Source organism: Pseudanabaena mucicola FACHB-723 (genome assembly GCF_014696385.1).
GTDB lineage: Bacteria > Cyanobacteriota > Cyanobacteriia > Pseudanabaenales > Pseudanabaenaceae > Pseudanabaena.
Map to the genome: position 1 here is coordinate 52,720 of NZ_JACJQB010000014.1, position 24,374 is coordinate 77,093.

General features: G+C 44.0%; 19 protein-coding genes. 12 read left to right on the forward strand and 7 right to left on the reverse strand.

The window, feature by feature from the left end:
- Positions 1-42: 42 nt before the first annotated feature.
- From H6F41_RS09200 to H6F41_RS09215, 4 genes are all read left to right on the forward strand, one after another.
- Positions 43-276 (forward strand): hypothetical protein, encoded by a 234-nt coding sequence (locus H6F41_RS09200; protein WP_190403180.1) that lies wholly within the window; start codon positions 43-45, stop codon positions 274-276.
- 259 nt (positions 277-535) lie between these two features.
- The gene (gene ldpA / locus H6F41_RS09205) at positions 536-1,534 is read left to right on the forward strand and encodes a circadian clock protein LdpA (RefSeq protein WP_190403181.1); all 999 of its coding nucleotides are present in this window, start codon (positions 536-538) and stop codon (positions 1,532-1,534) included.
- Between the two features lie 92 nt (positions 1,535-1,626).
- On the forward strand, positions 1,627-1,836 hold the full coding sequence (locus H6F41_RS09210) for a hypothetical protein (protein WP_199288719.1): 210 nt from the start codon (positions 1,627-1,629) through the stop codon (positions 1,834-1,836).
- A 330-nt stretch (positions 1,837-2,166) separates the two neighbouring features.
- Complete coding sequence (locus tag H6F41_RS09215; RefSeq protein ID WP_190403182.1) at positions 2,167-3,918, forward strand: R3H domain-containing nucleic acid-binding protein; 1,752 nt, start codon at positions 2,167-2,169, stop codon at positions 3,916-3,918.
- Positions 3,919-3,949: 31 nt separating this feature from the next.
- On the opposite strand, the gene H6F41_RS09220 is transcribed toward H6F41_RS09215, so the two are convergent.
- A complete protein-coding gene (locus H6F41_RS09220) occupies positions 3,950-5,500 on the reverse strand; it encodes a site-2 protease family protein (RefSeq protein WP_190403183.1) in 1,551 nt (516 codons plus the stop codon).
- Between the two features lie 302 nt (positions 5,501-5,802).
- Between H6F41_RS09220 and H6F41_RS09225 the strand changes: the two genes are divergently transcribed.
- Both H6F41_RS09225 and H6F41_RS09230 read left to right on the forward strand, forming a co-directional pair.
- A complete protein-coding gene (locus H6F41_RS09225) occupies positions 5,803-6,822 on the forward strand; it encodes a sulfate/molybdate ABC transporter ATP-binding protein (RefSeq protein WP_190403184.1) in 1,020 nt (339 codons plus the stop codon).
- 77 nt (positions 6,823-6,899) lie between these two features.
- Positions 6,900-7,235, forward strand: a complete 336-nt coding sequence (locus tag H6F41_RS09230; RefSeq protein WP_190403185.1) for a hypothetical protein — start codon at positions 6,900-6,902, stop codon at positions 7,233-7,235.
- A 44-nt stretch (positions 7,236-7,279) separates the two neighbouring features.
- Here H6F41_RS09230 and H6F41_RS09235 read toward each other — a convergent pair whose 3' ends face one another.
- The 5 genes from H6F41_RS09235 to H6F41_RS09255 form a co-directional block, all read right to left on the reverse strand.
- Entirely contained in the window at positions 7,280-8,086 is an 807-nt protein-coding gene (locus H6F41_RS09235) for a tetratricopeptide repeat protein (RefSeq protein WP_190403186.1), read from the reverse strand.
- A 45-nt stretch (positions 8,087-8,131) separates the two neighbouring features.
- The gene (locus H6F41_RS09240; protein ID WP_190403187.1) at positions 8,132-8,602 is read right to left on the reverse strand and encodes a plastocyanin/azurin family copper-binding protein; all 471 of its coding nucleotides are present in this window, start codon (positions 8,600-8,602) and stop codon (positions 8,132-8,134) included.
- A 71-nt stretch (positions 8,603-8,673) separates the two neighbouring features.
- Entirely contained in the window at positions 8,674-9,420 is a 747-nt protein-coding gene (gene fabG, locus H6F41_RS09245) for a 3-oxoacyl-[acyl-carrier-protein] reductase (protein ID WP_190403188.1), read from the reverse strand.
- A gap of 282 nt (positions 9,421-9,702) precedes the next feature.
- Entirely contained in the window at positions 9,703-11,265 is a 1,563-nt protein-coding gene (locus tag H6F41_RS09250; RefSeq protein WP_190403189.1) for a tetratricopeptide repeat protein, read from the reverse strand.
- Positions 11,266-11,650: 385 nt separating this feature from the next.
- A complete protein-coding gene (locus H6F41_RS09255) occupies positions 11,651-12,427 on the reverse strand; it encodes a C39 family peptidase (RefSeq protein ID WP_190403190.1) in 777 nt (258 codons plus the stop codon).
- Between H6F41_RS09255 and H6F41_RS09260 the strand changes: the two genes are divergently transcribed.
- From H6F41_RS09260 to H6F41_RS09270, 3 genes are all read left to right on the forward strand, one after another.
- Positions 12,428-13,384, forward strand: a complete 957-nt coding sequence (locus H6F41_RS09260) for a branched-chain amino acid ABC transporter permease (protein ID WP_190403191.1) — start codon at positions 12,428-12,430, stop codon at positions 13,382-13,384.
- A 447-nt stretch (positions 13,385-13,831) separates the two neighbouring features.
- Positions 13,832-14,053: a DUF4327 family protein gene (locus tag H6F41_RS09265; RefSeq protein WP_190403192.1), complete on the forward strand. Its 222-nt coding sequence runs from the start codon at positions 13,832-13,834 to the stop codon at positions 14,051-14,053.
- Between the two features lie 149 nt (positions 14,054-14,202).
- The gene (locus H6F41_RS09270; RefSeq protein WP_190403193.1) at positions 14,203-15,117 is read left to right on the forward strand and encodes a cyanophycinase; all 915 of its coding nucleotides are present in this window, start codon (positions 14,203-14,205) and stop codon (positions 15,115-15,117) included.
- A gap of 153 nt (positions 15,118-15,270) precedes the next feature.
- Here H6F41_RS09270 and H6F41_RS09275 read toward each other — a convergent pair whose 3' ends face one another.
- Positions 15,271-16,257, reverse strand: coding sequence for an SPFH domain-containing protein (locus H6F41_RS09275; protein WP_190403194.1), 987 nt, complete (start codon positions 16,255-16,257; stop codon positions 15,271-15,273).
- A gap of 358 nt (positions 16,258-16,615) precedes the next feature.
- On the opposite strand from H6F41_RS09275, the gene H6F41_RS09280 reads away from it, so the two are divergent.
- The 3 genes from H6F41_RS09280 (at position 16,616) to H6F41_RS09290 (ending at position 24,261) form a co-directional block, all read left to right on the forward strand.
- Positions 16,616-17,485, forward strand: coding sequence for a 6-carboxytetrahydropterin synthase (locus tag H6F41_RS09280; RefSeq protein ID WP_190403195.1), 870 nt, complete (start codon positions 16,616-16,618; stop codon positions 17,483-17,485).
- Positions 17,486-17,683: 198 nt separating this feature from the next.
- Positions 17,684-20,689 (forward strand): CHAT domain-containing protein, encoded by a 3,006-nt coding sequence (locus H6F41_RS09285; RefSeq protein WP_190403196.1) that lies wholly within the window; start codon positions 17,684-17,686, stop codon positions 20,687-20,689.
- Between the two features lie 74 nt (positions 20,690-20,763).
- Entirely contained in the window at positions 20,764-24,261 is a 3,498-nt protein-coding gene (locus H6F41_RS09290; RefSeq protein WP_190403197.1) for a CHAT domain-containing protein, read from the forward strand.
- Positions 24,262-24,374: the final 113 nt, after the last annotated feature.

Consider the following 24,374-nt stretch of genomic DNA (forward strand, 5'->3'; position numbering starts at 1 on the left):
AACTGGTAAAATCTAATTAAGTCTCTATAGGCGAATTTTTTTATGAATGCCAAAAGTCTGCAAGCCCAAGCGCTTAAACTACCATTGCCAGAACGTTGGCAACTCGTACAATCCTTACTAACTTCTATTCAACAAGAAACCCAAAACTTCGCAGACAATCAAACATCAACAGATGTCACAAATTTTTGGATATCTAAACTAGTTGGTGTTATTCAACCACCTGAGACAGATAGTAAAGAGCAATATATTAATTACTTAGAAGAAAAATATCAGTGAAGAAAATATTTTTTGATAGTGATGTCATTAATGGCAAAAGTTTAAAGCTAAAAAGAAAGGATAAAATACTGTGACCATCTCACGCGATCGCCTTGAAGAACTTCAAAATATCACCGATGCATAAATTGATACTTCAGATATCCCAGAGTTAGATGATCACTTTTGGAAAAACGCAAAAATGATCATGCCAATAACAAAGCAAGCCGTATCTATTCGCTTAGATAGTGACATCCTTGACGGGTTTAAATAAAAAATAAAAATGACAATCGAATCTTTGCGATCGCAACAGTGGTTTAAGCTCATTTGTGGCGCTAGCTATCAACACTTACCCGCAATTCGACATCTTGCCCTAATCTACACCTTGGCAGGAGCCGACTGCATCGACATGGCTCCCGATCCAGCCACCATCGCTGCCGCAAGGGAGGGCATCGCCGCCGCTATCGATTTAGGCGCAACGCGATCGCCATTGGTAATGGTGAGCTTTAATGATGGCGAAGATCCGCATTTTCGGAAAGCTTTTTTTGATCCACAACTTTGCCCCCCAGACTGCCCCAGACCATGCGAGAAAGTATGCCCCACCACAGCAATTAAATTTGGTAATGATTACAATGGGGTTATATCTAACCTTTGTTATGGATGCGGTCGTTGCTTGCCAATCTGTCCAGAGCAAATAATTCATACCCGCGAACAGGTTTATGTCCCTGAAGATATTTTTGATCTCATCATGAATAAACAAATTGATGCGATCGAAATTCATACACAACCTAACCGCACTAAAGAATTTTCCGCATTTTGGCAGCGTCTCAGTCCAGTGATTCCCAAACTTCAGTTGATGGCGGTTAGTTTCCCAGATTGCGAAAACTTGCGAGATTACTTGATGTCTTTGCTTTCAGGAATGCAGCCGCAGCCGCGATCGCTAATTTGGCAGACCGATGGTAGACCGATGAGTGGTGACATTGGCGATGGGGCAACCCGTGCCGCTTTGCAACTAGGGCAGAAGGTTCTAGATTTTCAGCTACCCCTTGGTTTTGTGCAACTCGCAGGCGGCACAAATGCTAGCACTGTCACCAAACTACGCCAAGCCAACATTCCTGTTGCTGGGGTTGCCTATGGCAGTTATGCTCGTAAAATCGTCATCGATTTTCTGGAAGAATCAGGGGAAGATGTCCCTGATCATCTAGAAGAGAAATCTTGTTTACTCTGGCGAGCCGTTGCGATCGCAAAACAATTAGTCTCGCAAATTAAAACCAGAAGATGAGTTGCAGTGCTTTGCGCCGCAACTCATCTTCTTCCTCAGCAAAACTTGCTTTGCTATAGTTTCAAAGCAAAGATTAAAAACAGGGTGAAAATATGATTAACACTCAATTAGTTGAAAGTCTTGCACAGGTGATTCGATCTCTATCTTGGGAAGAGCGATTTTTGCTAGAGGAAAAATTATTTTGGGAAGCAGCAGAGATATCGAGTCAGGAAATTGCCAAGATTGCGATGTTGGGAGATGCTTTTAAGTTCTTAGAGACAGAGCCAGATATTTACACCCTTGAAGATGGTGAGCCTATATGATGTCTTTACAAAAAGGAGATGTCGTTCTGGCTTTATTTCTATTTAGTGATGATACTCAAAAGTAATCACGATCCTGATTTTTGATACTGGTCAGTCTAGCAGGGATGGATGATGCCTGTAGCTATATTACTCGCCAGCCCTTGCCAGAAAGTGTGCCTGACCACTGAAAGTAAACTGGGTAATGATTACAATGTAGTTATCTAAAGGTCTAAATTAATTGCAATCGCAAAACAATTAGTCTCGCAAATTAAAATGCCTTCACCCTAAATCCCTCTCCCGATGGGAGAAGGGACTTTAAAAACTTAATTATCAAAAATTTAAAAAAGCCTAATGGAATCCATCCGCAAGCAAGTTACCGACAACCTTGATCAGCTCCTCGATATTTTGCCGCCGCGTATCAAAAATAGCCTCGAACTCTGTGGTGGACTAGAACAACTTGTTGAAATTGTGATGGATCTGGGCAGATTGCCAGAGGCGCGTTATTTTGATAGCACCAAGTATTTAACCGATGACCCGATTACCAAAGAAGATTTAGCCATTTGTGTCCAACAAGTGGGGGAATTTGGTGGCGATAATCGTGCTGGTATCGAGCGCACCCTCCACCGCATCAGTGCCATCCGCAACCGCAAAGGCGAAATCATTGGGCTAACCTGTCGGGTGGGTCGAGCCGTCTATGGCACAATCGCCATGATTCGGGATTTGGTGGAAACAGGCAAATCGATTTTATTACTTGGTAAACCTGGCATGGGTAAAACGACAGCCCTGCGGGAAATTGCCCGTGTGCTTGCCGATGACTTGAATAAACGGGTCGTGATTATTGACTCCTCCAACGAAATTGCTGGCGATGGCGACATTCCCCACCCTGCGATCGGACGGGCGCGACGGATGCAAGTCTCACAGCCCGAATTGCAGCACCAAGTGATGATCGAGGCAGTGGAAAACCATATGCCTGAAGTAATTGTCATCGATGAAATTGGTACAGAACTGGAAGCCCTTGCCGCAAGGACGATTGCCGAAAGAGGTGTGCAACTGGTTGGTACAGCCCACGGCAATCAACTTGCTAATTTAATCAAAAACCCAACTCTTTCCGATTTAATTGGCGGTATTCAATCCGTCACCCTCGGTGATGAGGAAATGCGTCGTCGTGGTTTACCGCAAAAGAGTATTCTCGAACGCAAAGCCCAGCCCACCTTTGATATTGCTGTGGAAATGTGGGAGCGTTACCGTTGGGCAGTCCATGATGATGTGGCGGGAACGATTGATATGTTGCTACGCGATCGCGACCCCGGTCGCCAGATTCGGGCAGTCAGTGATGGCGGCGAAGTCACCACCACTGAAGAAAAGCCCAAAAATCCTGAAGTTGTCAAAAATCCTGCGGTGAAGGGTTGGCGCTCCTCTGGCAGAATGAAACCAATTCCCCTTGATCCGACGGTGCAAGCGCGATCGGGATTAGTGGATCTAAATAATCTCAATAATAAAGTTACTAGTGAGGATAATCTCAGTAGCCCTAGTGCCATAGAGGAGGAAGAAGAGTTTAATGATCCTGCGAATATGTATGGAGCAATGCAGGAGCGGTTCGGCACGCTCTATGTATATCTCTATGGTGTTAGCCGCCATCAAACCGAGCAGGTGATTCAATCAATTAATTTGCCAATCGAAGTAACTAAGGATCTCGATGAGGCAGATATTGTGTTGGCTTTGCGATCGCAAATTCGGACTAGTTCCAAAGTGCGCCAAGTTGCCGAAGCCCGTCAAATTCCGATCCACGCGATTAAAACTAGCACCCTTCCCCAAATCAATCGCGCTTTGCGCCGCATTCTGCATATCGATGAAAGCCCTGCCGACACGATTACCGATCTGAATATGTTTGCCTATGGTGACTCTGAAGACGAAATCGAAGCCCTCGAAGAAACCCGTCTCGCGGTAGAACAAATCGTCATCCCCAAAAGTCAGCCCGTGGAACTACTGCCCCGTTCTTCGGTAATTCGTCGAATGCAGCATGAACTAGTTGAGCATTATCAATTGCGATCGGAAAGTTATGGCGCAGAACCCAATCGTCGGTTACGCATTTTTCCTAAATAACTAAAAAGCACCGCTTGCGGTGCTTTTTAGTTTAAGGCAGTAGACCGCCGCTCACTCCACCAATTCCCAGACGCGCCGCCACGCCAGAGGTAAGTGGTAGCAGGGTAATCAACATCCAAAAGAGGGCAACGATACCCAAGGCTTCGCGATCTTCGTCTAGTTCCGATAGTTCATTGAGCATCGGACGCTCTAAATCTCGTAACAAGATCAAGATAATGCCACCCCAGTAAAGGGCAAGGGGATTGATCACCGTCGCAATCACCAAGAAAATCAAGGTTAATACCGTCGTCCAACTCGCCGTGCGCCGACCATAGATTGACTGCACAATGCGACCACCATCAAGCTGACCCGCAGGCATGAGGTTTAATGCGGTAATCACCGAACCCAACCAACCCAAAACTACTAGGGGATGGATCGCAATAAAGCTACTTCTGAGGGCATCACCCAGAAATAGTTTTGCCAAAGTGCCAGCTAAAACCGATGCTTGGAAGATCTGTGTGGGAATATCAATACTACCCATGCCGATTGCCGAAAGTCGTAAACCCACTAGCAACATCAGTAAAGACAGTAAGCCACTTGCCATGGCAGGTGCGATCGCAATATCGAACAGGGCAATCCGATTTGGTAATGGCGAAGAAATGCGACTAAATGCCCCGAAAGAACCTAGCTGCGAGGATGGCAATAGGAAGGGCAAGCTCATCGTTACTTGATATTTCTTTGCCATCATCCGCATCGCTAATTCGCGAATACCCAAAATTGCTACTACGCCAAGGGCAAAGGGTAGCCCCGCTAAATATTCCTGTGGTTGCTGGACAACGGGAATACCTGATACTAATGCCCCTAAATTTACCGCCGTGTAAGCATTGGCAATAATTAGCACCGCAATCAAGATTTTTTGAGGGACGGTGTTGTTGTCGATATTACTCACACGGCTAGGCAACACAATCACCACAGGCTTGCGGTCTTGTCCCTCCACCAAAAACAAATTGTATTTATCACCCAGACGCTCATGTAAGGTTTTAGTCAAGCGCTCATGGACGACATCAGGCTCTCCGCGCAAATTGCCTTTAAAAATAGCGCCTTCCTGATAGGGAATTGTCTCGGTAACATAATAGGTCTCAATGCCAAACATGCCCTGCATCAGCTTCATATCTTCCGCAGGTACGGCTTTAAATAGTTTGAGCTGAGTCTTGCCCTGTGACATCGCTACTGCGATCGGTGAGTTAACAGGGGAAGAACCATCGGCAGATTTAGACTGATCATTAATCATCTTTTCGAGATCTTGTTTGAGTTTCTGCTCAATCGTCGATCTTTCCTCCGTGGCGACCTTGCGTAATTTATTGCTGATGGCAACGTAGGCGATGGTTGAACCAAGTAATAGGAATAATAGCGTTGTGAAATTTATAAAAATACCTGATACAAACAAACCAAAGTAAACTAACCAAGGTGACATTAGGGCAACAAATTGTAGCCAAGACAGTAACCCTAGCTTGCCAAACTTGCGGGAGCGAAAGTATCCCCAACCGAGCAAAGCAAGGGTGAACACAAATACAGTAATCGGAAGAAGTGGAGTTGACATCATAAAAATAAATTACAGGAAATCTCAGGAATTCTCGACAACAAGCCACAATTCCCTACAATTTCTTAGTAGTTTGGCGGTGTTCTATATATCCACTGTAGCGATAAATCGTGAGCCACTAGCCGATCAAGCCGTTTATTTTCCAAATTCACTGCTTTGGATTGTACCTAGACATTGTAATATGTGGGTATAGCTAATCAACGGTAAACACATAGGCTAACTGTGGATTAATCCAATTGGTTCAATTTGGTTCAATCAAGGGCGATCGCAGTCATGTTCAGACAATTTGATGAGGTAATGGCAACGTGGGCATTGTTGTAGAAAATGTAAATAAACAGTTTGGTGATTTTTTAGCCTTAGACAACATCAATCTGGAAGTCAAAACTGGCTCATTGGTGGCTTTACTGGGGCCATCAGGTTCTGGCAAATCAACCCTATTAAGACTAATTGCGGGCTTAGAAACCCCCGATCGCGGCAAGATTTTTCTGACGGGTAAGGATGCCACCGATCAAGATGTTCGCGATCGCAATATTGGTTTTGTTTTCCAGCACTATGCTCTGTTCAAACACATGACTGTCCGCCGCAACATTGGTTTTGGGCTAGAAATCCGCAAAGAACCGAAAGCCAAAATTGCCGATCGGGTCGAAGAACTACTCGAATTAATTCAACTCAAAGGTTTAGGCAATCGCTACCCCTCCCAGCTATCTGGTGGGCAGCGCCAACGGGTTGCCCTCGCCCGCGCCCTTGCCGTCGAACCTAGTGTGTTACTGCTCGATGAACCCTTTGGGGCGCTCGATGCCAAAGTGCGTAAGGAACTACGGGCATGGCTGCGCCGTCTTCATGATGAGGTGCATGTCACCAGTGTATTTGTGACCCACGACCAAGAAGAGGCGATGGAAGTTTCTGACGAAATCGTGGTGATGAATAAGGGACGCATTGAGCAAGTTGGTACACCTGCTGAAGTTTATGACAATCCTGCCACCCCTTTTGTGATGAGTTTCATTGGCCCCGTCAATGTGCTTCCCGCCAGTCGCGATCGCAAAAGTGAGTTTCATGAAATTCATAAGCACGATAATGATGTTTATATCCGTCCTCGCGATATTCATGTTGAAACGGAAGCAACCGATAACTCCATATCCGCCAGAATTACCCGATTAATTCATCTGGGATGGGAAGTGCAAGCGGAACTAGTGTTAGGCGATGGGCAGGTTTTGACCGCGCACCTTACCCGTGAGCGATTTGATGAACTCAAACTGCAACCCCAGCAGTATGTTTACATTGAGCCAAGGGATGCGAAGTCTTTTCCACTAGACTACTCAATCTAAGTAACCAATCAACAATTAGCACCTCTCAAAATTTTTGCGATAAACTAAGGGATAGATGTCATTAAGGAGGCAAAGTTATGATTTTAAAAACTATTTCCATCACTGCGACCAGCTTGGTATCGGTGGCGATCTTGGCATCAGGGGCAATGGCGCAAGTGAATAATGCGACAACCTTATCTGAACAAACTCTAAAGGAAGTAAGGCAACAAGAGCAAAGCCCCCTTAGTGTTGGTGGTAGCAATCTAAATTTATTGCAACTAATTAATAACATCAACCTTGCTGGTGGTAAGTCCCCTGAACAATTTCGGGCAAGCCAAGCAGAATCCTTCGATGAGGCAGTATCTAACTTTAGAAATCAACAAAGACGTGATGTAAAGCTAGAAATCCCCGCCCCTAATACGCCCCAAAATTAAACCAAAATAAAAAAAGAGAGTCGCACTGCGACTCTCTTTTTTTGTTATTTAAGGGTCAAAAATTTCTCTAGCGCTGTCACTAAAGATGGGGGCCAACGGCGAATATTTTTGACCCAATTGATATCGCGATAACGCGGATCGAGATTTTCCACAGACACCCAATTACTTTCGGCTTCACCGAGCTTTTTGTCTGCCCAGAGCGCTGCGGTTAGGGCTGCCCTGACATCAGTAAAGTTAGGATACTTGCGAAGAATATTTTTCATTGCCTTGATCGCCGCACTGGTGTCACCCGTTTGTGAGCCTAGCTCATACAATGCGATCGCATTATTACCAAAGGCAGTGCTGAAGCGCGAATTTACCTGCATCGCTTTTTGATAATCGGCAATTGCTTCCTCCCATTTGCCCAAACCTGCCTTAGCATTGCCACGATTGTTATAGGCAGCAGCATCATTAGGATCAATTTCAAGGACGCGATTGTAATCTGCGATCGCAGCTTCCCATTTGCCCAAACTTTCCAATGCTGCCCCACGATTGAGGTAAGGATCAGGGAAATTTGGAGCTAGCTCTACCGATTTGTTATAGTCCGCTAGCGCCTGTTGGGGGAGATTTTGGCTCATTTTAGAGTTACCCCGATTGCTCCAGCCTGCGGCATTGTCTGGATACAATTTGATTAGCTCTGTCCAATAGGATTCTGCTTGCGGAAATTCTCCTGCATCGGTTGCCTCAAAAGCTTTTTTGACCAGCGCATCAAGTTGATTTGACTCCGCTTCAGTAATATTTAGTTGAGCCTGAGCTGGGGCAGTGTAAAACATCAAACATAGGGTAAGCAAAGCGGCAATGATCGAACGCATGGAGATCTAGTCCTTCAGTAAACAAATGCGAGTTCCTTTCATATTCTACGCACTTGGCTCGATGGTGATGCTGCCGCGCATCCCTGCGGTGGCATGTCCTGCGATCGTGCAGCGCAAATCATAGGTTCCAGACTTAATTGGAATAAATGTCCATGCTGCCGTTGTGTTGGGGCGCAACTCTAGCTCATGGATATTGCCTTTAATTTCGACATTACCCGCCACGACATTCTGTGTCCAAATCGCATCGGCAAAGTCTTTGCTGGTGAAGTAATGCTTCATGCCGCTAGGGTTGCTCAGCAGTAGTTTGTAACGTTTGCCCGACTCAAAGGTAAAGCGATCGGGAATAAATTTGAGTTCGTTGGCAGTGTTGCTAAGGCTCACCTTGACCTCGATCGCAGTTTGCTTAGTGAAATCCACTGGGGCTGCGATCGCAAAATTGGGACTAGTCACTAAACAAGCAATTACTAAGATAAAAATGCTAAGAAATTTACTCAAAATTGTGAAGTTACGACGCATAGTATTTATCTCCCAAAAGTTTGCCCAAAATTAGCCCAAAAAGTAAAAAGGGGCAACTGCCCCTTTCTAATCTAAGCCATCACCATGCCGCCATCGACATTAAACACTTGCCCTGTGATATATGCCGCCGCAGGGTCAGCCGCCAAAAATCTGACCATGCCAGCAATTTCTTCGGGTTGACCATAGCGACCGAGGGGAATAAATTTGAGAATTTCATCGGTATTCTTGAGGTCAGCAGTCATATCGGTGGCGATAAATCCGGGGGCAACCGCATTAACGGTGATGCCACGGCTAGCCATTTCCTTGGCTACAGTTTTGGTAAAGCCAATCACACCAGCCTTAGCGGCGCTGTAGTTGCCTTGACCGGGGTTGCCCATTTGTCCAGCCACAGAGGCAATATTCACAATCCGCCCTGACTTTTGCTTGAGCATAATTTTGGAAACGGCACGGGTGGCAAGAAATACACCCGTCAGGTTGAGGTCAATCACCGATTGCCAATCCTCTAGCTTCATTCGTAGCAGTAAGGTGTCACGGGTAATGCCTGCGTTATTTACCAAAATATCAATACGTCCCCATGTGTCGATCGCCGATTTGACCAAGCTCTCAACTTGGGCTTCGTGGGACACATCGGCATGAATTGCGATCGCATCGCCGCCTTTACTCTTAATTTCGCTAACAACTTCTTCGGCGGCGCTAGCAGAGCTGGCATAGTTGACTACAACCTTTGCACCTTCAGTGGCAAGTGCCACGGCGATCGCCCGTCCAATGCCTCGAGATGCACCCGTAACAATTGCCACCTGACCTTCTAAAAATCCCATGCTTATTTTTAAAACTCCATAATTTAATTAATTTATTGCCATAGCAAAAAAGTTTTGCTTAGGACATAAAACCAGAAGAAGTGCGGCGGCGCGGAGCGCCGCCGCACGATGCTTGGGTTTTGATTTGTACTAACTAACTCTCACTTTGCTATAAAAAGCAAAAAGCGAGTGGCGGTGTACCGCACTGCTACTCTTCTTCTTGTTTTGGGCTATAGATTCACAGTTTAGCGATTTCAGTACCACTTAATAAAAAAAGAAGTTGGGCATTGCCCAACTTCTTTTCTAAGTAATGCCCTGCAAGGCTTGGATTGCTTGTTGAGTCCGCCTAATCCATTCCACATCGCCACTTTCTCGATAGAGCTTTAAGGCTTCTTGATAGGAAAAGATAGCATTGCTAACTTCACCTTTGAGGGTGTACAAAGCTCCTAAGCTAAAATGGGCTTTCGCAAAATTAGGATTGAGAGATAACGCTCGAAAATAGGCGTTCTGAGCATCGCCAAGTCTGCCCCGATCAGCATAGGCAAGACCTAAGCTGGTGTAATCCACCCAAATCTCATCTTTACCGATCTCAATTGTTTTTTGAAAAGCCGCAATCGCATCATCGCTATTGCCCTGAGCGCGTAATAAATTACCTAGATTGCTATAGGCGATCGCATTTTTGGGGTCAATTTCGATGGCGCGGCGAAAAGCCTGAATCGCATCTTCCGTCAGATTTTTGTCAGATAAGACGCGCCCCAAATTGTTATAGGCGACCGTGTAATTGGGGTTGATCGTAATTGCTTTGCCATAGGCGGCAATTGCACCATCCAGATCGCCTTGCCGACGTAGAGCTAAACCCAATCCATTAAAGTTACTGGCAACACGCGGGTTAATTTCCGTACTGCGTTGAAAGGCTGCCGTCGCCTCAGCAATATTTTCTTCACGCAAAAATACACTGCCTAAAATTGCATAGATATCCGCATTGCGAGGATCTTGTCGGAGTGCTTTTTGGAAAGTTGCGATCGCATTTGGGCGATCACCCAGTTGGTTATAAGCCAAGCCGAGGTTGTAATAAACATTAGGAAAATTTGGATCAATCTGCACAACCTGATTGTAGGCAGCAATTGAACCCGCATAGTCGCGTTCCTCATACAGCGAAATTCCCAACGCAAAATGGGCTACGGCATACTGGGGAGTAATCTCAATGGCTCTGCGATAGGAGGCGATAGCCTGTTGCCGATTACCCTGCCGACGCAGCACCGAGCCTAAACCATTGTGGGCAAGGGCATACTGCGGATCAACTTGAATCGCTTTCCGAAAGGAGCTAATTGCACTCTGAATATTATTTTGGCGCTCATAGGCTAATCCCAAGTTGTAATAGACAGGCGCAAGATTAGTATCTTCTTTGCTGAGGTTGACAAACTGCATATAGGCATCAACTGCACCCTTAGCATCGCCTTGCTGATATAGGGCAATGCCCAGCCCATAATAGGCAGGAGTATAATTTTTATCGATCGCAATGGCTTGGCGATGGGCTTCGATTGCACCTTGTAAATCCCCTTTTTGGCGCAATGTCACCCCTAATCCATAATAAGCAGGCACTAGTCTAGGACTAACTTTAATTGCCTGACGATACAGCGTCAAAGCAGGATCAAGCTGATTTTTCTCTCTAAGAGCATTAGCACGTTCTACTAGCTTGAGCGGAGTATTGGCAAGTGGATCACTTTGGGCAATTTTTGCCGAGTTGCTATTTATTGCCGTAGGTGATGTTTGAGCTAAGGCGATCGGGTCAAGAGCAGGAGCGAGACTGCACATCAGAGGTAAAGCCCCTACTGCGGCGATCTTCGTAATTGCGGTTTTGATCATATTTAATATTGCTTTTAGCTTGTTTCTGCTCGGAAATTTAGTTGGAAATTTAAGAGCCTAGTCAATGGGCTGGGAAGCAGAAATGAGAATGGGCATTAAGTTTACAAATTTAGAAGAGCTTGATCTTGATCCATCACACCACATCAATGACTTTAGCAAGTAAATCTATCAATTGACATATTTTGGTTATTTATCACACTTGTAAAGATGCTTATAGTAAAAAAAGAGTTAGCTAGTACAAACCAAAAACCAAGAAGCGAGTGGCAGCGCTTCGCGCCGCCACTCATCTTCTGGTTTTGTGTCCTAAGCAAAACTTGCTTTGCTATATTTAGACTTAAAACTGTGGCACACGCGCAGCGTGCGCCACAATTTTTGATCAAGCTAATTATGTCTGACGATCAATCCAAACAATAGTTCGGGCTTCGACACCATTACTTTTTAAAACATTGGCGATCGCACGGCTCACATCGCGATCTAGTCCCAGATTCCATCTTTCCTGAAAATCCTGATAGGACAAAACATAGGTCTGGCTATTGGTATCGGTGTAATAAATCCTTTGGCTTTGCGGATCTGCGCCAGTTACCGCAACCCAATGTAAATAGGGGATTGAACCAAGATAGGGAATTGACAAGCCGCCAACTCGCACCAAGGCGATCGCAGGTTTACCCGATCGCACTAAATTGACTAACTGATTAAAACTCGTCCTTGGTGATTTCTTGACGCGATTCCCCTCCCAGCGCTGCATTACCTGCTGCAATGTCAAAGGTGGTGTCCCTGTACGCACCTCAATCCATTGATTATTGAGCGGATTACGGAATTTTTGCGGTAAAAACAGCTTTTTATCCGTGGCAGCCCTTACTGCTGCATAGTTAACATCATGCCCGTAATAGCTCAACACCCGCGCCGCCGAGTTGGGGCCACAGCTCCAACCATCATCCTGTGCGCCCGTATCTGGTAGCTGAATTGCTTGGTTGCGTCCCGCCACAATCAGTTCGGGCTGTGGTTCAGGACGATCAAGATCAGTTTGAGTATCAGTTTGAATATCAGTTTGGATACTGGTATGCGGTTGATTGAGGGTAGCAATTGCCCCTGTGGCGGGTGTAACAGTGATTGCCATCGCCACAGATGCGATCGCAAGTGTAGAATTTTTTAAAAAACTCATATGGACGTTTCGGTATTTTTACAGCAATTTTTAAATGGTTTATCGATTGGCAGCGTCTACGCTATTTTTGCCCTCGGCTATACGCTTATTTTTTCCATTCTAGGGATTATTAACTTCGCCCACAGCGCTGTATTTACCCTCGGTGCGTATTTTACCTATGTACTTTGTGGTGGGGCCTTTGGGTTTAATGGCATACTCGCTAATCTATCCCTGCCCAAATTCCTGCATTTACCATTCTTTGTGGCGATTTTTATTAGCAGCATCCTCACAGGCGCAATCAGCATCCTGATCGAGCGGATTGCCTTCCGCCCGCTCCGCAATCGTCAAGCTGATTCCTTACTCACACTTGTATCTAGCTTGGGGGTCGCCGTTGCGATCGTGAATATTATTCAATATCTTGTCGGCGCAGAAAGCTATAACTTTCCCTCGAATATCTACGGCAGCTTGCCTGCGGCGATCAACTTTGGCACAGCCGACAATCCTATTAATATTCGTACTGTTCAAATCGTAATCTTTGGCGTATCAGTGATCATCCTCGCCATTCTTACCTATGGCATTAATTACACCAAACTTGGTAAAGCCATGAAAGCCGTTGCCGAAAATGCTACTACTGCAAGCCTTCTGGGAATTAATACCGATTTCTTTATTCTGCTCACCTTTTTTGTGTCAGGCTTTCTCGGAGGACTAGCAGGCACTCTCGTTGGCTCTAGTGTGAGCATCTCTGGCCCCTATTTTGGAATTGGCTTTGGTTTAAAAGGACTAGCAGTAATTGTGCTGGGCGGATTAGGCAATATTCCGGGGGCTGTTGTTGGTGGCATTGTGTTAGGACTTGCCGAAGCCTTTGTCCCTGCCGATCAATCAGCCTACAAAGATGCTGTTGCCTTTGCTTTGTTGTTTATCGTTCTATTAGTTCGCCCCCAAGGATTACTTGGCAAAACCTTTGTTCAGAAGGTATAGCTACATCTAATTAAGTTATAGCGTTTCTCAATCTGGTGCGGTACATATGTTCTTGTCCAAGCTTTCTGAACAAGGAAGTTAAGCCCCTTGCCTGTACTTCACTAGCATTGGAATTTCTATAAGACATAAAAACAAAGATTAGCGGTGCGGCGCTTCACGCCGCACCGCTAATCTTCAAGTGGGAAGGAAGTATATAAGAATTAATACAAATAAGTTTAAAGATCATATTTTTAAGTATCATAATTTACAGAATCTCTAGTCAATTTAATGTAAGTGAAATGTTTCTTTGTTTTGCGTTTCATTTACTTTTGTGTAGCCTTTAAAAACGCATGAGAAGATAATTAAAGTCTGTATTCTTCAACACAGATCTTAATTATTTTTAGATAAATTTAAGTCATTGAGTAAATTACTGACTTTTATGTAAACTCACACAGAGAGAGTTCGGTTATGTTGCACTCACTTTACTATCCCATCAGTGCCATCCAAGACGAAGCAAGACATTTACTAGAGAGCGGAAGACTCAAGCGTACTCAACCTATTCATACCCTTTGCCGTTTCTTTCGCGATCGTGAATGGTGTCAAATTGAGCGTGAATTAGCAGATAACCAATATTTATTGCGCGATCGCATTTGTGATCTCGTTAGTCATGAATGTTGGCAGGATGATTAAAATGCGTCATGGTTTTTGATGAGTTCATCAACTAAATAGTCTTTATTAACCTAAAAGCTATATACTCCTAATGGTTCTAGCCTTGTTGCTAGACAAGTAAGCATCAATGGAGGTAACTCAAACCATTGGCGAGTCAGCAAGATCAAAAAATGAGTCAGGGCGTTGATCTGATCAACCGTCTCAAAAAATTTGTTGACCAATCTGCTAATATGCTGAATTTAGATGAAGATGTGGCAATAGATAGGGGCATGACTCAAATTATTAAGTCGGCGGTAATGGTAATTGGTGGTGGAGAGGATAAAGTCCAAGACCGCAAAATTCTCAAAGCCTTTGTGGAAAATTCTGGTGGCTCCCAAGCTCGCATTGCTATAATTCCATGCGCTTCCAGAGAGCCTGATATCATTGGACGAATTTACCACGATATCTTTACCGATCTCGGTGCAAAGGCTGTCGAAGTATTAGATCTCCGTGAACGCCCCCATTATGACTATCCTGAAGCCGAAGACCTAGTGGATCGCTTTACAGGAATTTTTATGACTGGTGGCGATCAACTCCGTCTATGTGCCTTGATCGCTGATACTCCCTTTGCAATCACCATTGCCAAGCGTATCGAAGAAAATCGTTTAGTCCTTGCAGGTACAAGCGCGGGGGCGGCAGCGATGGGTTATCACATGATTTCTGGTGGTAGCAGTGGCGAGTCTCCCCACAAAGAACTCGTCAATATGAGTACAGGGCTGAATATTCTGCCAGAAATTATTGTCGATCAGCATTTCCATAACCGTAATCGGATGGCGCGTCTCATGACTGCGATCGCAGCGCATCCCGACAAAATTGGCATCGGCATCGATGAAGACACTGTCGCTATCTTTGAGCCAAACAACATCATGCGCGTTTTAGGGCGTGGCACTGTCACCGTCGTTGATCCTGGTGAAGTTTCCTATAGCAATCAACTTTGGGTAAGTGGGGCTGCGCCTCTAACCATCCATAACTTGAGGGTGCATATTTTGGCAGCAGGCTGTAAATACAATCTGCTCAAACGCATTCCCATCAGTCCATCTGTATAACACCAAAACTAAAAATAGCTAAGCCATTTTTAGTTGTCATACAGCCCAAAAAGATAAAGGTGGCGCTTCGCGCCGCCTTTATCTTTTTGGGCTTTGATTTTTGTCAGCGACGGAATCAATAAAACAAAAGGCTCGCTTAGCGAGCCTTTTGTTTTATTGATTCCATTCTTTGTTCGCAAACTCACCTGTATCTGCTGGACTATCAACAATCGACTTCAATCCCTCTAGGGTCGAAGGTAATGAGCGTGGATCCATAAACATCACTTTGCTACTGCCACTTGAGCCAATCGTCGTACCCATAGAAATATAGCTTTGGGCTAACAAAAACTGCAAAGCCTCCTGCGACTGTGGATTGCCCTTCATAGATTGCAACAATACCTGCATTGCCTGAGAAGTACCCTGCGCCTTCAACACTTGTTCTTGTCGCTCCGCTTCAGCCCTGAGAATCCTCGATTGCTTCTGACCTTCCGCTTCGAGAATAGCTGCTTTTTGAGAAGCTTCGGCATTCAAAAGTTGAGAATCAGCTAAACCTTTAGCCTTATTGATTGCAGCTTCTCTTTCACCCTCAGAGTTTAGAATAGCGGCTCTTTTTTTACGCTCCGCAGTCATTTGCATTTCCATTGCTTCTTGCACCGCTTTGGCAGGCAATATATCACGCAATTCTACCCTTGTAACTTTGACACCCCAAGGATCGGTGGCATCATCTAAATCACGCAACAGCACTTCATTGATTTTGCTTCTGGCGGTGAAGGTTTCATCAAGCTCTAAACTACCTAACTCAGCGCGGATTTGGGTCAATACAATATTTGACATTGCTTGACGCAAGTTGTCTACACGATAAAAAGCTTTTTCCATATCCACAACGCGCCAGTAAATCACGGCATCAGCGGTAATCGAGACGTTATCGCGAGTAATACATTGTTGCGGTGGAATATCTAGCACTTGCTCTTTGATGGAGCCTTTGTAAGTAACGGCATCAATGAAAGGCAAGATAAAGTGGGGACCTGCAGGCAGTTTACGTTTGTATTTCCCAAAGGATGCAACCAGTGCTTCTTCGCCCTGATTAATGACTTTGAAAGAGCTACTACCAATGCCGAAGAACACACCTGCACCGATCACAAAGCTAAACAATAAATCCATAATGTTTCTCCACTTTCGTTTAACTCACGTCAATAATAACTTGATTAGTTTGACCTTATAAGTAGTGGGCATAATTAAAACCCAGAGCCAAAATCTGTGGCGTACACACAATATGCACTATAGGTTTTGGGGTTTTATATTTAATTGCACCCAGCTACTTATAAATGTCGCCAGTCTTGTTAAAACACATTCTAGAAGAGCGCGAAGCGCCGATGCTTCTTGGGCTGCAATTATTTGCCCTAGCTTTATTGTTGTCAAAATTAGCTTGTGAGTTTTCAGCATCGACTGCCCCGAAAATGCTAGTCTATTAAGATAAATTTACAATTCATCAAACTTCATCTTTGATGGCTTACTCCTGATGGCTAAATGTGTAATTAACCGCCGCGCTGAATTTTCTGCTAGTCATCGCTACTGGCTACCCGAAATTTCTGATGAGGAAAACACCGCAAAATTTGGTCTATGTACCAGCTTTCCGCCCCATGGTCATAACTATGTCTTGTATGTGGGGATGCAAGGAGAGATTGACAATACGGGAATGGTACTGAATCTGTCAGATGTCAAGCACACGATTGCCCGTGAAGTGACGACTCAATTAAATTTTTCCTATCTCAATCAAGCATGGGAGGAGTTTCAGCAAACTCTACCCACCACTGAAAATATTGCCCGTGTCATCTGGCAGCGTCTTGCACCGCATTTGCCATTGGTCAATATCCGCTTATACGAACATCCTGAACTCTGGGCAGATTATCAAGGTAACGACATGCAAGCACATTTAACCATTAGCACTCACTTTGCCGCCGCACATCGTCTCGCACTAGACACCCTTTCCTTGGAAGAAAATACTGCCATTTATGGTAAGTGCGCTCGTGTCCATGGTCATGGTCACAATTACCATCTAGAAGTATCCATATCTGGAGAAATTGATCCCCGTACTGGCATGATTGCCGATCTCGTTGCTTTTCAAAATGTGATCAAAGAACATATTCTCGACCCCATGGATCACACTTTCCTGAACAAAGATATTCCTTACTTCATGGAAGTTGTACCGACCGCTGAGAATATTGCTGTCTATGTGCAGCAGGTTCTGACCCAGCCAATTCGTGACATCGGCGCAAAATTGCACAGCGTCAAGTTAATTGAAAGCCCGAATAACTCTTGCGAAGTTTATGGAGAGTATGTAATTTCTGACATTAAGCATTCTTTGGAAGAAGCTTTAGCAAAGGTCTAGTAAAGAGCAGACACCCGCTTAGCGAGTGTCTGCTTTTTACTACTGATGAATAGACAAAAACAATCGGGTATCTGAACTATAGAAAATAGGTGAATATTTGGTTATGTTTTTTGTAACAAATACCTGTTTTGGAGAACATCGCTTTATGCTGGCTGTTGGGCAGTTGAGGTTTTTGATGTAAATATGAGGATTTTGGCTGTGAATAAAGCTATTGGTATGGCGATGTTGGCATTTTTAGCTTGTGGACAAGTGCAACTAGTGATGAGTGAAAGCACCAAAGCGCAAACAAACCAATCACGCCAAGCAGAAGGAGATCTTCTATTTAATCAAGGCAATCAGCAATTTCAGCTTAGCCAGTTTGATGCGGCTTTTCAATCATGGCAGCAGGCATTGACCATTTATCGGGAAATCAAAGATCGTTCCAGAGAAGGCGCAGCATTGGGCAATTTGGGACTTGCTTACCTTTCCCTTGGCAAATACGAAAAAGCGATCGAGTACCAATTGCAAAGCGCCGAACTTGCAAAAGCTATGGGAGATCGTCAAGGTCAGGCAAATTCCTTTGGCAATCTGGGAAATGCTTACCTTTCATTGGGTAAATCAGACAAAGCGACTGATTACTTTCTCCAATGCTTAGCGATCGCAAGGGAACTTAAAGATCGACAGACTGAGGGTGCGACACTAGGAAATTTGGGTATCGCTTACCAAAATCTTGGTCAATATGAAAAAGCAATTGAGAACTATCTGGTAAGTTTAGAGATTGCTAGAGAACTCAAAAATCGCCTTGGGGAAGGACAGTCATTGGGAAATTTGGGTGGTGCTTACTATGCTCTCGGCAAATATGACAAGGCTATTGAGTATCAACTGCAAACCTTAGCGATCGCAAGGGAAGTCAAAAATCGACTGAGTGAGGCTCAGTCATTGGGCAATCTGGGAGCTGCTAGCAATGCATTAGGCAAATATGACCAAGCGATTGAGTACTATCAGCAATACTTAGCGATCACTAGAGAAATCAAAGATCGGCGTGGTGAGGGTGTAGCCCTAGGGAATTTGGGTATTGCTTACAAAAACCTCGGTAAATATGACAAAGCGATTGATTCTCAACTTCAATATTTAGCGATCGCTAGAGAAATCAAAGATCGGCAGGGAGAGGGTGAGGTACTGGGAAATTTGGGGATCACCTATGTTTCTCTGGGCAAATATGACAAAGCCATTGAGTACCAACTCCAAAGCTTAGAAATCAAACGAGAAATCAAAGATCGTCGCGGTGAGGTGGCTTCGCTAGGCAATCTGGGTATTGCTTACCGCAACCTTGCTAACTATGGCAAAGCGATTGAGTACCAACTCCAAAGCTTAGCGATCGCTAGGGAAATCAAGGATCGACGCGGTGAAGGCATAGTGTTAGGTAATCTAGGCAATTCCTACTATTCTTCGGGAAAATATGACAAAGCGGTTGAGTACCATCTCCAAAGCTTAGCGATCGCCAGAGAAATTAAGGATCGCCTCAGTGAAGGACAAGCGCTAGGAAATTTGGGCGCTCCTTACTATGATCTCGGCAAATATGACAAAGTGATTGAGTACAATCTGCAATTTTTGGAGATTGCAAGGGAAATCAAAGACCGCAGTGGGGAAATGTATGGCTTGCATAGTTTGGGCTATGCCTACAATGCGCTAAATCGCGATCGCGAAGCGTTGGCTTCCTATCAGCAAGCATTGACCATTGCTAAAGAGATTGGCGATCGCAGTATCGAAGGTTATGCGCTTGGAAACATTGGACAAGTATTTGCAAAATCCAAGCAAACCGAAATCGCAATTCTCTTTTACAAACAATCCATTAATAGGCGCGAAGCAATTCGCAAAGATATTCGTAAGCTCGATAAAGAAGATCAAAAATCTTATTTGGGAACTATTTCTAGCAGCTACAAAGAACTGGCTAGCTTACTACTTAATCAAGGTCGGATTATGGAAGCCCTCCAAGTTCTCGATCTCCTTAAAGTCCAAGAACTTGAAGACTATCTTAAAAATATCAAAGGTAGCGATAGAACTACGCAGGGTGTGAGGATTTTAGAGCCAGAGAAAGCGATTAGCTCTCAGCTATTAGCGATTAGCAATGAAAAAGCGCCTGAACTTAATCGGAACCTTGCGGGACAGATCCAGCAACTTCCTAAATCCGAGATCAACAAAGTCCCAGACTATCTCAAACAAATTCCACAGGGAACAGTATTACTCTATCCCTTGATTTTAGGAGATCATCTAGAAATAATTTTCTTCTCACCTAATAGTCTCCCCATCAGCCGCACCGTCAAAATCTCCAAAGCCAAGCTCGAATCATTGATCATTGAATATAGAGCAGGACTGCTTGATGCTGGTTCTGAAGATATCAAGGATGCTTCTAAGGTTCTCTATGACGTGCTGATTAAACCGATTGAGAATGAACTGATTACGGCAAAAGCGGAAACTATTCTCTATGCTCCCGATGGCATCTTGCGCTATGTTCCCCTTGCGGCTCTCTATGACGGCAAACAATGGTTAGCGGAAAAATATCGCATTAGTAATCTGATCGCCTACAGTCTCTCAGACTTTTCACCAAAGCCCAAAATTCAACCCAACATCCTCGCAGGAGCATTTGGTGGTAAAGCCGGCGATCGCAAGTTTGGACAAACAGCCTTACCCGCAACCCTTAAGGAAGTGCAAGCGATCGCCAACTCATTCCAAAATTCAGTTACCTTAACCGAAGAAAACTTTAGCCGCCAAGCGATCGAATCGAAATTCAAAAATCATAATGTGCTGCACCTTGCTACCCATGCCGAGTTTAATACTGGTGTACCAGATAACTCCTTCATCATCTTCGGCAATGGCGACAAAATCCGCTTAGGTGAAATCACCGATTGGCAAATCCCAAATATCGATTTGATTGTGTTGAGTGCTTGCCAAACTGGGGTCGGCAAACTTGGTGATGGGGTAGAAATCTTAGGCTTTGGCTATCAAGTGCAGAAAGCAGGCGCAAAACAGGCGATCGCCTCTCTATGGTCGGTCAATGATGAAGGCACTCAAGCCCTAATGGAAGCTTTTTACAATGAACTCAAAAAAGGCGATGTCACATCCACTGAGGCTCTACATAGAGCGCAAGTTACCCTGATCAAATCACCTAATTTCAATCATCCTAATTACTGGTCAGCATTTTTTGCGATCGGTAATGGATTGTAGATTTGAGGGTTACGATTTATGGCATCTCTTGTTAAGCTAGATTGAGCTTTGTAATTCAAGAAAAAATTGCGGCTATGGATAAAAATTTGGGCGCGGTAGGACAAGTCACCTTGATCGCTTTTTTATCTTGCTTACCCGTGCAAGTCTCTCTTTGCGATCGCAGTTTCGCACAAGAAGCCACAAACCTTAAAACCCAAGCAACACAGCTATTAGAGCAAGGAACTCAGCTATATGCCAATAAGAAGTATCCTGAAGCGATCGCGGTTTGGCAAAAGTCTTTAGAAATATTTCGAGCGTTAAAAAGCCCCATTGATGAAGCAAAATTGTTGGGTAACTTAGGACTAGCTCATAACTATATGAGCAAATATCAACAAGCGATCATTCTGCATGAGCAAGCTTTAGCAATTAGAATCCAAATCAATGATCGGCAAGGACAAAGTAACTCCTATAACAATCTAGGGCTAGCCCATGCATCTCTGGGACAATACGACAAAGGGATTGCTTTTTACAATCAAGCTCTAACCCTTCGTCAGCAAATTGGCGATCGTGCGAATGAGCGTACAACTTTAGGCGGTTTAATTGCTATCTATCAAGTCTTAAGAAAATATCAAGAAAGTATCCCCCTATATCAAAGGGTGATTACCGTTTCCCAAGAATTAAAAGATCGCCAAGGTGAAGCCAATGCCATATCAAATCTAGGAGTTACATACTATTCATTGCAGCAATATCAAAAAGCGATTGAATACTATAAACAGTCTTTGATAATTTTTAAGGAAGTCAAAGATCAAGTTGGGGAAAGTACAACCATTATCAATATGGCTGTAGCTTATAGAAATTTGGGACAATATCAACTGGCGATCGAGTCTCTACAAAAAGGATTAGCGCTCTCAAAACAAATAGGGAATCTATACAATCAAGGATCTGCACTCACCAATTTAGGCAACACCTATTTCAATTTGGGGCAATATCAGCAAGCGATAGATACGTTTCAACAGGATTTGGCGGTTAAAAAACAACTTGGCGATCGCAATGGTGAAGGGGTCACTCTCAATAACATGGGTAATGCCTACTATGCTCTAGGGCAATATCAGAAATCCATTGATTTATTTGAACAGGCTGCAACGATCGCCAAGCAGTTTAAAAATCTTCTTGCAGAAGGTGACGCATTGGGTAATCTGGGGCTAGCTTACGACGCATTAGGACAATATCAAAAATCTTTGGAATTCCATCAACGCGCTGTAGAAACTTCCAAGCAAATTGGCGATTTTCGAGGTGTCGGTAATTCCCTAGCGAATATTGGTTTGGTATATAACAATCTTAGTCAATATCAAAAAGCCATAGAAGCCCATCAACAGGCTCTGACTATTGCCAAGCAAATAGGCGATCGCCGCAGTGAAAGCGGTGCATTAGGTAATTTGGGCAAAGCATATAGCAGCTTAGGTCAATATCAAAAAGCAATTGACTTTACTGAAAAGTCTTTAAGTATTGCTAAAGAAATTGGCGATCGCAATAGTGAAGGTTCACTATTAGGTAATCTTGGCGGTAATTATTACTATCTAGGTCAATATCACAAAACGATTAACTTCTATCAGCAATCCTTAGCTGTCTTACAACAAATCGGCGATCGCAACGGCGAAGCAAATGTGCTGGGCAATTTGGGATTGGTATATATCAATTTAGGTCAATACCAAAGAGCGATCGACTTTTTTCAGCCTACCTTAGCGATCTTAAAAAACATTGGCGATCGCAATGGGGAAGGCAATACTTTTAATAACCTTGGTTTAGCCTATCGAAATTTAGGGCAGTATCAAGAATCCGCCAAATCCTATCAGCAAGCCTTAGACATTGCTCTCAAGATCGGTAATCGTGAAGGAGAAGGAGTCGCTACGAACAATTTAGGTCTGATATACAACGATATTGGTCAACATCAGGAAAGCATCAACTTCTTCGAGAAAGCCTTGAGCATCGCTAAACAAATTGGCAATCAAAAAGAAGTAGGCAATTCCCTTAACTTTTTAGGAGTCGCTTACAGCAAGGTCAAACAAACTCAAAAGGCTCTTGATGCTTATCAACAAGCCTTAGCTGTCTCTCAAAAAATTGGTAACCGTGAAGTAGAGAGGGAAATTCTCAATAACATCGGTTCTTTATTGACCCAACAGAATCAAATTGAAGCAGCGATCGTTTTTTACAAACAATCAGTCAATGTCACTGAATCTATTCGTAAAGACATTAGAGGATTGAGCAAAGAAGAACAAAATAAATATTTAGCGACCGTAGCAATTACCTATCGCCGTCTTGGTGATTTACTGCTCCAGCAAGGGCGAGTAATGGAAGCATTGCAAGTGATTGACTTGCTCAAAGTTCAGGAGCTAGAAGACTATCTCAAAAACGTGAAAGGGAATGAGCGCACAGCCGAGGGCGTAAGACTTTTAGAACCAGAAAAAGCTGTGATTAATCAGTTGTTAACAAGCAACCTTGAAAAAATCTCTGAAATTAATCGCCTACTTTCTAGTCAAATTCAACAACTCCCGCAGTCAGAAATTAATAGGGTTCCTGACCATCTCCAAAAACTTCCCCAAGGAGTTGTTTTAGTTTATCCATTGATTCTGAGCGATCGTCTAGAGTTAATTTTGTTTTCTGCCAACAGTTTGCCCATCAGCCGTACTGTCAAAGTCTCCAAAGCTCAACTGGAAGAGCTAATCGTTGATTTTAAAGCTGGATTGCTAGATACGGGTTCTGAAGACTTTCAAGAACCTTCGACAGAACTATACAATTTGTTGATTAAACCGATCGAAAAAGACCTCATTCAAGCAAAAACAGAAACAATTCTCTATGCGCCCGATGGACAGCTACGTTATGTGCCTCTTGCAGCTCTCTATGATGGTAAGCAATGGCTAATTGAGAAATATCGCATAAGCAATCTCATTTCCTATAGCCTCAGTGATTTTGTGGATAAGCAAAAAGTCTTGCCCAGTATTCTCGCTGGTGCTTTTGGAGGGAAAAGCGGCGAGAAGAAATTTGGTCAGACAGGACTACCAGCTACACTTAAAGAAGTGGAAGCGATCGCGAATTCTTTCCAAAACTCAACTACGCTTCAAGAGGAACAGTTTAGCCGTCAAGCTATTGAGTCCCAATTCAAAAATCATAATATTCTCCATCTTGCTACCCATGCCGAATTTAATATTGGTGCGCCTGAGAAATCATTTATCATTTTTGGCAATGGCGACAAAATTGGTTTGAATGAGATTACGGATTGGCAAATTCCTAATGTGGAGCTAATCGTACTGAGTGCTTGTCAGACTGGTACTGGCACGCTAGACAATGGTGTAGAAATCTTGGGCTTTGGCTATCAAGTCCAGAAAGCAGGGGCAAAAAATGCGATCGCATCTCTCTGGAAAGTTGATGATGCTGGTACACAGGCACTCATGGCGGCTTTTTATAAAGAGTTACAGCAAGGAGAGGTCAATGTGCCTGAAGCTTTACGCAGAGCGCAAATATCACTGATTAAATCATCTAAGTTCAATCATCCTAACTACTGGTCAGCATTTTTTGCGATCGGTAATGGATTGTAAAGGAGAGCAGTCTATAGAACCCATTTGGTATCTTAGGAAGAGTAATGAAAGGGATCAAACATGGGATATAGCAGTAGCCTAAGCGATAAAGAGTGGGAGATTATTGAACCTCT

Excerpts from the sequence above, each read along its gene's own strand:
- H6F41_RS09265 (WP_190403192.1), top strand. The coding sequence starts at position 13,832 with ATGTTGCACTCACTTTACTATCCCATCAGTGCCATCCAAGACGAAGCA.
- H6F41_RS09270 (WP_190403193.1), top strand. The coding sequence starts at position 14,203 with ATGAGTCAGGGCGTTGATCTGATCAACCGTCTCAAAAAATTTGTTGAC.
- H6F41_RS09280 (WP_190403195.1), top strand. The coding sequence starts at position 16,616 with ATGGCTAAATGTGTAATTAACCGCCGCGCTGAATTTTCTGCTAGTCAT.
- H6F41_RS09255 (WP_190403190.1), bottom strand. The coding sequence starts at position 12,427 with ATGAGTTTTTTAAAAAATTCTACACTTGCGATCGCATCTGTGGCGATG.
- H6F41_RS09275 (WP_190403194.1), bottom strand. The coding sequence starts at position 16,257 with ATGGATTTATTGTTTAGCTTTGTGATCGGTGCAGGTGTGTTCTTCGGC.
- H6F41_RS09210 (WP_199288719.1), top strand. The coding sequence starts at position 1,627 with ATGATTAACACTCAATTAGTTGAAAGTCTTGCACAGGTGATTCGATCT.
- H6F41_RS09220 (WP_190403183.1), bottom strand. The coding sequence starts at position 5,500 with ATGATGTCAACTCCACTTCTTCCGATTACTGTATTTGTGTTCACCCTT.
- ldpA (WP_190403181.1), top strand. The coding sequence starts at position 536 with ATGACAATCGAATCTTTGCGATCGCAACAGTGGTTTAAGCTCATTTGT.
- H6F41_RS09290 (WP_190403197.1), top strand. The coding sequence starts at position 20,764 with ATGGATAAAAATTTGGGCGCGGTAGGACAAGTCACCTTGATCGCTTTT.
- H6F41_RS09250 (WP_190403189.1), bottom strand. The coding sequence starts at position 11,265 with ATGATCAAAACCGCAATTACGAAGATCGCCGCAGTAGGGGCTTTACCT.
- fabG (WP_190403188.1), bottom strand. The coding sequence starts at position 9,420 with ATGGGATTTTTAGAAGGTCAGGTGGCAATTGTTACGGGTGCATCTCGA.
- H6F41_RS09240 (WP_190403187.1), bottom strand. The coding sequence starts at position 8,602 with ATGCGTCGTAACTTCACAATTTTGAGTAAATTTCTTAGCATTTTTATC.
- H6F41_RS09260 (WP_190403191.1), top strand. The coding sequence starts at position 12,428 with ATGGACGTTTCGGTATTTTTACAGCAATTTTTAAATGGTTTATCGATT.
- H6F41_RS09230 (WP_190403185.1), top strand. The coding sequence starts at position 6,900 with ATGATTTTAAAAACTATTTCCATCACTGCGACCAGCTTGGTATCGGTG.
- H6F41_RS09235 (WP_190403186.1), bottom strand. The coding sequence starts at position 8,086 with ATGCGTTCGATCATTGCCGCTTTGCTTACCCTATGTTTGATGTTTTAC.
- H6F41_RS09215 (WP_190403182.1), top strand. The coding sequence starts at position 2,167 with ATGGAATCCATCCGCAAGCAAGTTACCGACAACCTTGATCAGCTCCTC.
- H6F41_RS09200 (WP_190403180.1), top strand. The coding sequence starts at position 43 with ATGAATGCCAAAAGTCTGCAAGCCCAAGCGCTTAAACTACCATTGCCA.